Genomic DNA, 13,538 nt, shown 5'->3' with positions numbered 1-13,538 from the left:
CCGTGTGAAAAAAAGCTTAAAAGCGCTGTAAAGATCTTGTTACAGAATCCGTTTGGAAAAATCCTTTCAGCTCCCGCCATTGCTGCCGATACATCCTGCTTACACAGCTTGGCGGCCCCCCAAAAAAAACAATCTTCCAGCCAGCCGACGAAATAGAAGCACTACGTTCCTGGAGGAATTGGATGAATAGCTGGTTCGGCAACATCAGCGTGAACCTGAAACTGGGCCTTGGGTTTGGCCTTGTGCTGGCACTGACCTGCGTCCTCGCCCTGACCGGCTGGACCAGCCTGGGCGGGTTGATCGACCGCAGCAACTGGATGAGCGACATCACCCAGCTCAACGCCGGCCTGACCAAGCTGCGCGTGGTTCGCCTGCAATACATGCTGACCAACGGCGACGAAACCGCCGCGCAGGGCGTGCAGACCACCCTCGACGCTTTCTCGGCCCAGCAACAGGCCCTTCTGGCGAAGTTCAAGAGCCCGGAAAACCTCAAGCTGCTCCGTGAGCAAGGCACCGTGATCGACGCCTACAGGACGTCCCTGGGCAAAATGCGCAACGCTTATCGCGCCGGCAACAGCGCCCGCGACGCCATGAGCGTCAACGCCGAAACCGCCCAAAAGCTGATCAATGAGATCAACACCCGCGTGCAGCAAATGCCCCTGAGCGACCAGCGCTTCGAACAGTTCCAGGCCATTACATCGGCCAAGGAAGCGTTCCTGCTGGCGCGTTACGAAGTACGTGGTTACACCGCCACCACCAATACCGAAACCGAGCAAAAAGCGGTCAGCCAGCTGGACGCCGCCATCGCCAGCCTGAAACCGCTGAACGCGCATTTCGCCGACACCCAGCAAGACGCCCTGCGTCAGCTGGAAACCGCGCTGGGCAACTATCGCAGTGCCTTGCAGGCCTACAAGGCCGCCAGCAATGACGCGGTGCAGGCGCGCAAGGAAATGACCGACCAGGGCGCCGCCATCGTGTCCCAGAGCGATCAGCTGTATCAGATCCAGCTCGACCGCCGTGACGCCGAAAGCGCCCGGGCGCGCACGCTGCAACTGATCAGCACGCTGCTGGCATTGTTGGTGGGCATCATTGCTGCCGTGGTCATCACGCGCCAGATCACCGGTCCATTGCGCGAAACCCTGGCGGTGGTCGACCGCATCGCCAGCGGTGACCTGTCCCAGAACGTGCTGGTCACCCGTCGTGACGAACTCGGCGTGTTGCAGCAAGGCATCGCGCGCATGGGCGTGACCTTGCGCGACTTGATCAGCGGCATCCGCGACGGCGTGACCCAAATCGCCAGCGCCGCCGAAGAGCTCTCGGCCGTGACCGAACAGACCAGTGCCGGGGTCAACAGCCAGAAAGTCGAGACCGATCAGGTCGCGACCGCCATGCACGAGATGACCGCCACCGTGCAGGAAGTCGCGCGCAACGCCGAAGAAGCTTCGCAAGCCGCTGCGGCGGCGGACGGCGAAGCTCGTGAAGGCGACAAGGTGGTCAACGAAGCCATCGCCCAGATCGAGCGTCTGGCCAGCGAAGTGGTACGTTCCACCGAGGCCATGAGCGTGCTGCAACAGGAAAGCGACAAGATCGGCAGCGTCATGGACGTGATCAAGGCCGTGGCCGAACAGACCAACCTGCTGGCGCTCAACGCCGCCATCGAAGCAGCCCGCGCCGGTGAAGCCGGTCGTGGTTTCGCCGTGGTGGCCGACGAGGTCCGCGGCCTGGCCCAGCGCACGCAGAAATCCACCGAGGAAATCGAAGGCCTGGTGGCCGGCCTGCAGAACGGCACACAACAAGTGTCTGCCGTGATGAACAACAGCCGCGTCCTCACCGACAGCAGCGTGGCCCTGACCCGCAAGGCCGGCGAGTCACTGGAGAGCATCACCCGCACGGTGTCCAACATCCAGTCGATGAACCAGCAGATCGCCGCGGCGGCCGAACAGCAAAGCGCCGTGGCCGAGGAGATCAGCCGCAGCATCATCAACGTGCGCGATGTGTCGGAGCAGACGGCTGCGGCGAGCGATGAGACGGCCAAATCCAGCGTTGAACTGGCGCGGTTGGGTGGTCAATTGCAGCAGATGGTGAGCCACTTCCGCGTTTGACCGTATACCTGCGGTGATTGGAAGACCCATTCGCGGGCAAGCCCGCTCCCACAGGTAAAGAGTCGAACACAGAATCTGTGAACGACTCAAAACCCTGTGGGAGCGTGGCTTGCCCGCGATGGCTATCTCACAGACCGTATCTGAAAGTGTGTGCTACGCGGCTCACCGCGTCCCACGCTGGCGCAACGCCGACGGCATGAAGTACGCGTCTTCCGGCACCGGTTGGGTGAAGTCCACAGTGCCCTGCTCTTCGTTATCCAGGTTCTGCACGTAGTAACGACGTGCTTGCAAGTCATGGAATACGTCCAGCGCGCTCCAGGTGGTGGGCAGGTCGTAGAAGTTTTTCAGGTAGGCCATCGACACCCGCCACAACTCCCCTCGCCCGTCATACTGATCCACCAATGCGGCCCCCCAACTGTCCTCGTCCAGAAACAGCACGCGCTTGGAATAGATATGCCGCGCGCCCGGCTTGAGCGTGCCTTCGACCACCCAGACCCGGTGCAGCTCATAACGGGTGTATTGCGGGTTGAGGTGGCCCGGTGTGAGCAGCTGCGCGTACTTCACCTCGGGGCTGCCGACTTTGTAGTTGTTGTAGGGAATGTAGACCTCTTGCTTGCCCTTGAGCTTCCAGTCGTAGCGGTCCGGCGAGCCGTTGAACAGGTCGGTATCGTCCGCCGTGCGCAGGCCGTCGGATGAGGCGATCGGGGTGTCATAGGCGAGGTTCGGCGCCCGGCGCACACGGCGCTGGCCCGCATCGTAGACCCAGGCCTGACGCGGGTCCTTGAGCTGGTCCAGGGTCTCGTGAACCAGGGCCGCACCACCCGCCAGGCGGGCCGGGCTCTTCACGAACGCCAGGTAGTAGAACAGGATGTTTTTCAGGTCGACGAATTGCCCACCCGGGCGGTAATAGTTGAAGAGTCCCTCCTGCTGCGAGGTCACCAGCGCGAAGCTGCCGTTGCGTTGCACCGGCGCTTCGGAGGCGCGACGGACCACATAGATACCGCGATAACGGGTGATGTGGTTCCACAGTACCTCGACCCCGTCCTTGGGCACCGGGAACGGCACACCGCCATAGGCATCGGCAAAACCGGTGCCGCCATCGAGCAGCTTGGTCGCAGTGGCATTCTTCAAGGTGTTGTCATACAGCCACTGCGGCGCCGAGCCAGAGCGGCGTGAGGGATAGACCGGCATCTGGAAGGTGTCGGGGTAGCTGTTGAACAGGGCGACCTGACCCGGGCTGAGGTGGGCCTTGTACTGTTCAAGGTTGGCCTTGGTGATGGTGAACAGCGGCTTGTCCGCCGCATACGGGTCCGGGTGATGCTGGCCTGGTTTGTAGCCCGCCGGCGCCTGGGTGATGCCGCCGGTCCAGGCCGGAATGGTCCCGGCGGCGTTGCCGACACGCTCGGCGCCCAATGGGGTCAGGGTGGTTTTCAGTTGTTCGGCCAGCTGGGGCGTGACCGCGGCCAGCGCGCTGCCGGCGGCCAGGCTCAGGAACAGCGCCAGCGTGGTCTTGGTCAGTTGTGGAAGGTTAAACATGGACGTTCTCCGAAATACACAAAAGATCCAATGTGGGAGCGGGCTTGCTCGCGAAGAGGGCGGCACATCCCGCACAGGTGTCGCCTGATACACCGCATTCGCGAGCAAGCCCGCTCCCACAAGGGGGGTGTGCGCAACAATCAAAGGAAGTACTTGAGGTTGAAGCCGATGTTGTCGCGGTCACGCAGGCCGTTGTCCTGCCCGCCGCCATAGAACTCGGTGTATTGCAGCTCGGCCTCCAGCCTGTTCTGGTAGTTGGCCTTGATCCCCAGGGTGTAGGCTTTGCGGCCCTCAATGACGTTGCCCGCCTGATAGCTGTTGCCCTCGAAGTCATCCTTGTAGACGACATAGGGCGAGACGTTGACCCCGGCATACACGTCGTTCCAGGTGCCGTTGAGCATCGCCGTGTAGCTGTAGGCGTTGCGGTTGACCTGGTCGCCGCGCTCGCCACCGGACACATAGGAAAAGTTACCGGTGCCCGCGTAGTAACGGTTGCTGCCGTCATAAGCGGTGTATTGCAGGCTGCTGCCGCGCAGGTGCTCGGAGGCCAGCTCGAATACGCCGAACATCGAGTCGAACGACAGGCTGGGGCCAAAGTTGTAAATGGTGCCCAGGGACGTGTTGAACGCCTCCACCCGCTCGGCGTTATTGATCTGGCTGTCGAGCGTGACCTGCTGCCCGCCGATGTTGATGGTCTGGCCGCCTGCCGCTGCGGCAGCGCCGTTGGCCAGGTCGCCGATCAGGTCGTTGGTGGCGGCGATCCCGATGGGCAGGTTCGGCCGATACGCCACTTCACCGAACACCGACGCCTGGCCCAGGGTGGTGTTGAAACTGAAGCCATACATGCGGATGTCTTCGGCGTAGCGCCGGTGCGCCTGAATATTGCCCAGCACATCCACGGTCGCCAGGCCATTGGCCAACTGCCCCGCCTGGCTGCCGGCGACACCGGCCAACAGGTTGGTCAGGGCATTCATGTCGATGCCCTGGTACCCGCCCAGATCGGCGGAAATGGTCGGCTCCTTGGCGTGGTAGTTGACCATGTACAACCCGAACTCGGTGCTGTTGAGTTCTTCTGCGATGTAGCGAAAGGCGAAACCGAACTGGCCGTCGTTGCGCGCGTTGAAATCCTTGCCGACCGTGGCCACCTTGACGGTGTTGCCAAAGGTCGGGGTAACCCCGTTGGCATACAGGCCGGTGGTGCTCAGGGCCTGGTTGAGCAGCGGATTGTTGCCCAGTGCGCTGTACAGATCGATCACGTTGCCGAAGCCTGGCACCGGGGTGTCCAGCGCGGTGCCGCTGAAGTTGTTGTAGGCGGTGTTGCCGCCGTCGGCGAACAGGTCCGTCTGCGAGTAGAACGTGCCGACCGGGTCGATGCGGGTTTCCTTCCAGTTGGTCTGGTAAAAGCTTTCCATGGTCAGGCTGTCGGTCAGGCCGATGTTGAAGCTCAGTGCCTCTACCGGGACCAGCACTTCCTTGACTTCGGCCCCGGGCAAACGGTACTTGGCCGCATCCACCGGGTTGGTGGTGTTGATCCCGCCACGGTAGAAAATCCCCTCGCCCCAGTTGAACACCTGGCGCCCGATACGTGCGGTGACCGGCATCTGCGCCACGTCCCAATTGCCATAGAGGTAGGCGTCGAGCAACTCCGCCCGGCTACCGGCGATATCGCGGGTCTGGCTGGTGAAATGGTCGTCCTGCGGGTAACTCTGACTGGGTTGCGACGGGTTGTTGTTGTCGTAGTAATCGTTGCGCTTGTCCATCAGTTGGGTGTCATAGAACGCGGTACCGCGCACGAACATCCCGTAGTTTTGATAGTTGGCCTCGAGCTCCGAGGTGATCTTGTACACCTCGGAAACCAGCCCGGTGTCGAAGTTGCGATTGCCGTCGTTGGTGTTGACGTCGTCGTTGTTCTTGTCCCGGCCCTGGACCCGCCACAAGCGGCCATAAGACAAGGTACTGTCAAATGAACCGGTGACCTGGTTGTCCAGCACGCTGAACTCCTCGGCCTGCACGCCGTCGACCGCGCACAGTTGCAGCAGCCCTGCCAGGCCCACACCGGGAAGCGCCGCGCCAGACAGGCGAAATCGAGTGCTCATGATCTGTTCCTCTTTCCCTGGATTTATTGTTGTTGTGTGCGTTACTGCGAGGCTTGGGGCGCCAATCCCGCACCGGCATAAATCCGGCTGTGTGCGCCGAAATGTCCCAGCAGTTTGAACAGCTGCCGATTAAGTGCCGGATGGTCGAAGTCTTCGCGCTGCAGTTGATTACCGCGGCTGAAATCGCCGGTGATCGGTGCTCTGTCCAGCCATTGGCCGATGGCGTCATCGAACGCTGCGGACGCGTCGACGGACTCGGCACTCACCACTTCGCGCAGGTAGTCCACCGAGTACGGCGGGTAACCCGCGTCCTGGGCAGAATCGGCATAGGCGTCGAGCATCGGATGGGGCTGGCCCGTGCGCAGCAAACGACGCAACCAGCTCGACTGATACTTCTCCACTTCCATGTGCCGGGTCGCAACGCGCTCGATGGATGCCTGCTTGTCGGCCGCGAAACCGGCCAGTGCCTTGCCTTCCAGCAGAAGCAGACTGGCGAGATCGACACCGGGCAATGGCTTGGCGTGATAAGGCTGGGTCAGGTCCTGAATGTGGTGCAGGCCCCAGCCGAGAAAGCGATAACCCCAATATGGATGGCCGGTGGCAAAGGCCAGCCGCGCCAATCCCATGTATTGATAGGCGCGCCAGTCGGGCCAACTGCGTTGGAGAAATCCGGCAGCGGCGTACACCACCGGGCTCTCATGGAAGAACCCCATGTGGAACGGCGCCTGGGAGCTGTACTGAAACCGCGCGTCACCGAAGGGCTGCGGGCCGAAGCCGTACAGCGCGCCGACGTCGCCGGGGTTGTCGCTGAACAGGTTGATGTCGTGGCCGTAGTCCGGCTCATCGGCAGCGCTGGCCAACACGGCCAGGGGCGCGACTTGTTCGTGGTCCGCTACAACGATGAAGCGCTGGCGATTCCACGGTGACAGGGTCTGCTCGACCATGACCTGCTCGGCCTTGAGGTGCTCACGCTCGGGTTGATCCTTGCCCGGCATCGGCTGGATGACCATCGCCAGATGAATCCCGGGATTGATGCGCAGTGCGGTGAGGAAGTCGTGGCGCAGATTGTCCCCAGGCACGGCTGGCATTCGCAGGTTGTCGGGGCGCGGCGGGTACTGGGCGAAGTGCTCCCGGGCGAAGCGCTCCTGCTCGTCGAGCAACGCGCTCACAGCCTCGTATTGTTGCCAGAGAAACTGCTCCAAAGGCTCGACGTCGACCTGCGGTGCGTCGCGCAAGGCCGGCAGGTCCTGCAACGCCAGGTAGCTGCCCACCGTATGGTTGGACCAGCCCCACGCCATCGGCGCCGTTCCACAAAGCAGCAACAGGAGGAATGTCAGCTTCATTGCCTGGTTCTTATTGGATGTGCAGTGAGGGTTGAGCCTAACAACCGACCCTGCCCCTGACACTGTCCAATCTCACCAGAAAAGTTCTCCGATAGCGCCACATGCAAGATAGAAGAAACACCACAGTTCATTGTGGGAGCGGGCTTGCTCGCGAAGGCGATGTGTCAGTGACATCAATGGCGACTGACATTCCGCCTTCGCGAGCAAGCCCGCTCCCACAGGGAGATCTACGGTGTTTTTTCAGGCGGGGTAACCGGTGATTTTGCGGATGCTCTGGTACAACGGCTTGAGCTGTCGATACATGCGCAGGTAGACCTCTTTGTACAGTCGCTCATAGACCTGTTGCGCTTCGGGTTGCGGCAGGAAGACCGCACCGACCCGCGTCATGGCGGCCATCGCCGTGGGGAAGTCCGCGTACAGTCCCAGCCCCACCGCGCAGCAAATGGCCGCGCCCAGGCCGGACGCTTCGTAGACATGCGGACGCTCGGCCGGCAGGCCGAAAATGTTCGCCGTGAGTTGCATCGCGGCATCACTCTGGGAACCACCACCGGCGACGCGCAAGCGCGTGATGGAGCCCCCCGAACGTTTCTCGATCTTCTCCATGCCCTGGCGCAAGGCATACGCCAGGCCTTCGAGGATGGCCCGGTAAATGTGCGCGCGGGTATGCACGTCGCCGAAGCCGATCATCGCGCCCTTGGCTTCCACACCCGGCTCGCGGATGCCGGGCGACCAGTAAGGTTGCAGCATCAACCCCATGGAGCCAGGTGGCACGGCCTCGACCAGCGCATCGAAGAGCTGCTCGGGCTCCACCCCCTGGGCTTTGGCCTGCTGCATTTCCCGCAGGCCGAACTCGTTCTTGAACCAGCTGACCATCCAGTAACCACGATAGATCATCACCTCGCAGTTGAATTGATCCGGCACCGCCGACGGGTAAGGCGGAATCAACGGGACGATTTCCAGGTAGCGCGAGCGGGTGCTGGTGATCGTCGCCGTGGTGCCGTAGGACAGGCACACGGTGCCGGCGTCGACGACGCCGGAACCCACGACTTCGCAGGCCTTGTCGGCACCTGCGGCAATCAGCGGCAGCCCCTCGGGAATGCCGGTGTGGCGGCTGGCCTCGGCGCTGATGTAGCCCAGGGTTTCACCGGGCTTGTGCAGGCTCGGCAGTTGCTCGGGACGCACCGCCAGCGCCTGCCATTTCCAGTCGGTGGGTACGGCCCATTTCAGGCGTTTGAAGTCGAAGGGCAAGTAACCGACGCAACAGCCCACGGAATCGACAAAGCGCCCACAAAGACGATGGGTGAGAAACCCCGAGAGCAGCAGGAACTTGTCGGTCGCCGCCCACACTTCAGGCTGGTGGCGGGCGATCCAGTTGGCCTCGGCCTGGGCGCGGAAGTAGTCCACCGTGGCTTGCGCGCCGACCAGTTTGAACAACCAGCCCCACGGTCCCTTGATACCGCCTTCGACTTCGCTCTGACGCTGATCGAGCCACAGAATGGCCGGGCGCAAAGGTTTGCCCTGGGCATCGACATTGATCACCGTGCCGCGTTGGGTGGTCAGGGACACGCCGGCAATCTGCGAGCGATCGATCCCGGTTTGCTGCCACACCTGCTGGCAGGCTTCACCTAACTTGTCCCAGTAATATTCCGGGTCCTGCTCGGCCCACCCCGGTTGTGCCGAGTAATAGGCCTGCAACTCGACCTTGCCTTTGCCCAGCAGATTGCCTTGCAGGTCGAAGAGCAGTGCGCGCACGCTCTGGGTGCCATTGTCGATGGCCAACAGGTAACGCTTGTTCGGGTGGTTATCCATGGAGCTCTCTTCAATGGGCATCAATGCGTGGCATCCGGCAATCCGTGATGGCGTTGCCACAACGCCCGATATCGCTGTATCTCCTGCTGCCAACGCTCATCGTCCCAGCCCAGTCGCGGCTGGCAGAGTTGGCGAATGGCAGTGAAATAATCCTCGCCGCCGCGCGGTAGCAGCAAGCCCAGACGGGTGCGGCGCAACAGCAGGTCATCGAGATGCAGAACCATTTCCGCCTCGCAGGCGACGGCCAGTTCCGCCCACAAGGTGTCCGTGCTGCCTACCCTTTCATGGCCCAATCGGGCGATCAGTTGCGCCAGCCTCGGCAGGTCACGACCATGCCGCCCGGCCAGGCGCCGCCACTGGCTGGCGCTGAGCCCCGGTATCGCCAGCAGCGGCACGACGGCGAAAACCGGCGCAGCGTCATCATTGAAGGGCCGCTCGAGCATGCTCGCGCAGGCCTTGAGCACTTCGATCGCCTGCGGGCGAAAGGTGGTCAGCTTGCCGCCGGCCAGGGTCACACAACCCGGTTCCTGCCACAGCACATGCTCACGGGTTTCATTCGACGGCTGGAGTTCACCCGCCACGCTGCCCATCACCGGGCGCACGCCCGACCAGGTCGACAGCACATCGGCTGCGACCACTTCAGCGCCGGGAAATTGTTGAGTACAAGCCGCCAGCAGATAGTCGAGTTCCTCAGCGCTGATACTCGCGCTTTGATCCAGATCCTCGCGATGATCGAGGTCCGTGGTGCCGACCACCGTGGCACCCTCCCAGGGGAAAACGAACACCGGTCGACGGTCACGCTCGTGCAGGAAGGTGAAGGCTTGCGCCACAGGCAAACGCCAGCCCGGGAACAACAGATGACTGCCACGCAACGGGCGCAACTGGCGAGGCGCATCGGGCAGGCGCAAACGCTCGGCCCACGCGCCGGTGGCCACGGCCAACACCCCACAACGCAATGTCAGTAGTCCGCCCCCCTCGCAGTCTTCGACCTGAACCCCGCAAACACGTCCCTCCTCACGCAGCAATTGCTGCACGCGCACGCCGTTGAGCACCACGGCGCCGTCGGCCCGGGCCTCACCCAAGACACGCATCACCAGGCGGGCATCATCGGTCAGCGCATCGACAAAACAGGTGCCGCCCAGCAGGTCATGGTCCTTCACCCCGGGGGCCAGATACCGCAGTTGCTGCGCGTCATGAAAGCGATGGCTGCGCCGCCCGGCCAACGCGTCATAGATGGACAGCAATCCACCCAGCACCCGCGGTCCGGGAAAACCGCCACGGTAATGCGGCATCATGAAACTCATCGGCTCGACCAGCCCCGGCGCTTCGTCCAGCAGCCTCTGGCGTTCACGCACCGAATCGCGGGTCAGGCGCCACTGGCCCTTGGCGATGTAACGCAAGCCGCCATGGACCATTTTCGAAGAGCGGCTGGAGGTGCCCCAGGCGAAATCGCGCTGTTCCAGCAGCAGGCAACGCCACCCTCGGCGCGCGGCTTCACGCAGGATGCCGGCGCCACTGATGCCACCGCCGATGACGATCAGGTCCCAGGTTTCAGCCGCCAGCGTCGGCAGCACCTGCTGACGCCACGTCGCGTTCCAGTCCAGGCTCATGGCCGTCACTCCTGCAACAGCGTGCCAGGGTTCAGTCGCCCGGCCGGATCGAAGTGCCGACTCAATGCCTGCAGGGTGTCCATCGCCAGCGCGCCCTTCTCGCGCAGCAGGTACGGCGCGTGGTCCTTGCCCACGCCATGCTGGTGACTGATGGTGCCGTGGTTGTCGACGATGGTCTGGCTGGCCGCCTGCTTGAGTGCCTGCCAGCGCGCCAGGGTGGCGGGGTAATCCGCCGCCGGGCGAAACACATAGGTGGTGTAGATACTCGACCCTTCGTCGTAGACGTGGGACAGGTGGGTGAACACATGGACCCGTTCGCCCTGCGCCGCCAGGGCGTCACGCAGGCTGGTTTCGATCAGCGTGAGCAGGTTATCGACGTTGCTCCAGTCGGTGGCCGTTTCCAGGGTGTCGACCACGTAACCGGCGTTCCACAGGTTCTCGCGCAGGTAGGGAAAACGGAAGCGGTTCTGCGCCCACTTCTTGCCGAGCAAGGTGCCGGTAAACACCCCGCCGAACGCCTTGAGGTGCTGCCGGGCCTGACGCAGGGACAGCGCATTTTGCCGACGGTTGCCGGTCACACCGAACGTCAGCAGGCATTTGCCCTCACCGGCGCCGCGCAGGGCCAGGTACTTTTCCAGCCAGGCGATCTGCTGCGGGTGACCGGCCAGCGCCAGCTGGGTTTCGGTTTCCACCGCGTTGGACAGGCGCAGCATCGACAGCGGCACGCGCGCCTGGGCCAACTGGCGGATGGCTTGCAGCGCCTTGGGCCAATCGGGCAGGAACACACCGTAGAAACGTTCATCGGCGGGCAGTGCGCTGACCCGTACCTTCACCTCGGAAATGATCCCGAAGCGGCCCTCACAACCCAACACCACTTCGCGCAGATCGGGTCCGGCCGCCGAGGCCGGAAAGGAGGGAATGTCCAAAGGTCCGGCAAAGGTTTCCAGGGTTCCGCCGGCGAACAGTTGCTCGATCCGCCCATAGCGCAATGACTGCTGGCCACTGGAGCGGCTGGCAACCCAACCGCCCAGGGTCGACAGCTCCCATGACTGCGGGAAGTGCCCCAGGGTGTAACCACGGGCACGCAACTGACTTTCCACCTGCGGGCCACTGGTGCCGGGGCCGAAGGTGGCCAGCAGGCTCTCTTCGTCGAGGTCCAGCAGGCGACTCATGCGGGCCAGGGAAACCGTCACCACCGGCCGCGCGGAACTCGGCGGGTTGATGTGACCGGCCACCGAGGTGCCGCCGCCATAGGGAATCAGGCACAGGTCCTGTTCATGGGCGAGCTGCAGTAAACGGCGAATCTGTTCAGCGCTCGTGGGATAGGCCACGGCGTCGGGATAATTGCCCAGCGCGCCCTCACGCAACGCCAGCCAGTCCGGCAGGCTCTGGCCGCGAGCATGCAGCAATCGATCATGGGCATCCACGCTGTACAGGAAGTGTTGCTGCAACCGCGACGGGGGCACGCGGGCCAATGCCGTCTCAAGCGTCGCGTCGGGCAGCGCTCGACCGTCACCTACCCGCCGGGCGAGAAAACTCGCGCCCTGGGCCGGCAGTTCGACCACCGTGGTTGCATCTCCCCAGCCGTTCCAGCGTCGCATGCGTGTGTCCTTTTGCGGTTCTGATCAGTGATATTTCAGGCCCCCATACTAGTCAGCCGCCGGAAAGTGTCACGGTCGCATCGGGCCAGTTCGAGTAGCCAATTGAGTCAAACGTCGCGCAGGCGTCAGCCATTTACTTTAGTCGTGCTTTCAAATTACCTTTCAGGGCATTCATCCGCGCACGCGGGCCTTGATCAAAGGAATACGATCATGCAATCCCTGGGCTTCACTTCCGTTCCGCCGCTGCTCAAATACCTGCGTCATGCCGAACAACTGGGCATGGCCATCGAGCCGGCGTTGGCGGCTGCCGGGTTGCAGGCGCAGCAGTTGAGCGACAACAGCCTGCGGTTGCCCGGTGAAGCCCATGAACGGCTGCTCGATTATTTCTGCGAACACTCGGGCGATCCGTTGTTCGGTCTCAACGCCGCGCGTTTTGTGTTGCCCAACTCCTGGAGCGTGCTGGGTTACATCACCATGAACTGCGCGACACTGGGCGATGCGATGAGCCGCATCATGCCGTTCGAGAAGCTGGTGGGAGACATGGGTGTCAGCCGCGCCGAGGTGCAGGACGGCGACGTGCACCTGATCTGGACCTGCCGCCATCAACGCCCGCGAATTCGCCGGCACCTGGTGGAAAACGTGCTCGGCTCCTGGCTGCAATACGCGCGCTGGATCGCCGACACGCAAATGTCGCCGGCCGCCGTCTGGCTGGAACATGCCTGCCCGGCTGACACGACGCTGGCAGAGTACGAGCAGTTCTTCGACTGCCCGGTACTGTTCGACCAGCCTTATTCGGCGCTGATTGTGCCGTTACCGTATTTGCAGTTGCCCTTGCGCCAGGCCGATGCGCAATTGCTGCGCACCCTGGAAGAACATGCCCTGGGGTTGATGGCCACACTGGAGGACGCGTCGCTGGAACAGCGGGTCAAAAGCATCCTGCGCCAGCTGCTCAAGGAGGGCCTGCCACGCAAGGAGCAGGTGGCCGAGCATCTCGCCGTGTCCGTGCGCACGCTGCAACGCCAACTGCATCAGGCCGGTACGTCGTACCAGCAGATCCTCGATGACCTGCGCCAGGAACTGTCCGAGCATTACCTGCTCAACAGCACCTTGCCGATCCAGGACATCGCCCAATACCTGGGTTTCACCGAACCCCGCTCGTTTCACCGCACGTTCAAAAGCCGGCGCGGGATGCCGCCCGGCGAGTTTCGCCAAACCCACCGGGTGCCGAACGAAGGCTGAAGGGTTGAAGGTTCAGAGACTGATCGCGTTGGTGATCACCAACCGATTGCCGAACGGGTCAGCGATGGTCATGTCCTGACTGCCCCGGCTCATCCGTCTCGATCCACTGCCTTGGCTTCGTCGAAAATACGCGGGACCGAAGTTCATCGGATTGCTCCCTGTAGGAGCGAGCTTGCTCGCGATGGTCGTCAACGATAACGCG

Annotated in this window: 8 protein-coding genes and 2 pseudogenes; 3 read left to right on the top strand and 7 right to left on the bottom strand. The window is 62.8% G+C overall.

Annotated features, from left to right (window positions below):
- Positions 1-182: 182 nt before the first annotated feature.
- Both AC3WN7_RS09365 and AC3WN7_RS09360 read left to right on the top strand, forming a co-directional pair.
- Positions 183-1,196 (top strand): annotated as a pseudogene (locus AC3WN7_RS09365) (methyl-accepting chemotaxis protein); the annotation flags it as partial.
- 42 nt (positions 1,197-1,238) lie between these two features.
- Positions 1,239-2,102, top strand: coding sequence for a methyl-accepting chemotaxis protein (locus AC3WN7_RS09360; RefSeq protein WP_371317832.1), 864 nt, complete (start codon positions 1,239-1,241; stop codon positions 2,100-2,102).
- Between the two features lie 162 nt (positions 2,103-2,264).
- Here AC3WN7_RS09360 and AC3WN7_RS09355 read toward each other — a convergent pair whose 3' ends face one another.
- From AC3WN7_RS09355 to AC3WN7_RS09330, 6 genes are all read right to left on the bottom strand, one after another.
- A complete protein-coding gene (locus tag AC3WN7_RS09355) occupies positions 2,265-3,638 on the bottom strand; it encodes a DUF1329 domain-containing protein (RefSeq protein WP_102674147.1) in 1,374 nt (457 codons plus the stop codon).
- A gap of 140 nt (positions 3,639-3,778) precedes the next feature.
- Complete coding sequence (locus AC3WN7_RS09350) at positions 3,779-5,734, bottom strand: DUF1302 domain-containing protein (protein ID WP_173862077.1); 1,956 nt, start codon at positions 5,732-5,734, stop codon at positions 3,779-3,781.
- 41 nt (positions 5,735-5,775) lie between these two features.
- Positions 5,776-7,077, bottom strand: coding sequence for a phospholipase C/P1 nuclease family protein (locus tag AC3WN7_RS09345; RefSeq protein WP_102674150.1), 1,302 nt, complete (start codon positions 7,075-7,077; stop codon positions 5,776-5,778).
- A gap of 240 nt (positions 7,078-7,317) precedes the next feature.
- Positions 7,318-8,886 (bottom strand): FGGY-family carbohydrate kinase, encoded by a 1,569-nt coding sequence (locus AC3WN7_RS09340; protein ID WP_102674151.1) that lies wholly within the window; start codon positions 8,884-8,886, stop codon positions 7,318-7,320.
- A 20-nt stretch (positions 8,887-8,906) separates the two neighbouring features.
- Positions 8,907-10,496: a glycerol-3-phosphate dehydrogenase/oxidase gene (locus tag AC3WN7_RS09335; protein WP_102674152.1), complete on the bottom strand. Its 1,590-nt coding sequence runs from the start codon at positions 10,494-10,496 to the stop codon at positions 8,907-8,909.
- Between the two features lie 5 nt (positions 10,497-10,501).
- Positions 10,502-12,097 carry an FAD-binding oxidoreductase gene (locus AC3WN7_RS09330; protein ID WP_102674153.1) on the bottom strand — a complete coding sequence of 532 codons (1,596 nt, stop codon included), beginning with the start codon at positions 12,095-12,097 and terminating at the stop codon, positions 10,502-10,504.
- 210 nt (positions 12,098-12,307) lie between these two features.
- Here AC3WN7_RS09330 and gliR point away from each other — a divergent pair, with 210 nt between their 5' ends.
- Positions 12,308-13,336, top strand: a complete 1,029-nt coding sequence (gene gliR / locus AC3WN7_RS09325; protein ID WP_102674154.1) for an AraC family transcriptional regulator GliR — start codon at positions 12,308-12,310, stop codon at positions 13,334-13,336.
- A 12-nt stretch (positions 13,337-13,348) separates the two neighbouring features.
- Here the strand turns inward: gliR and AC3WN7_RS09320 are convergent.
- A pseudogene (locus AC3WN7_RS09320) lies at positions 13,349-13,429 on the bottom strand (VOC family protein); the annotation flags it as partial.
- Positions 13,430-13,538: the final 109 nt, after the last annotated feature.

This window comes from Pseudomonas sp. FW305-70 (assembly GCF_058783925.1).
Note: the sequence above shows the minus strand (reverse complement) of the source record. Positions and strands in the feature narration are given on the sequence as shown.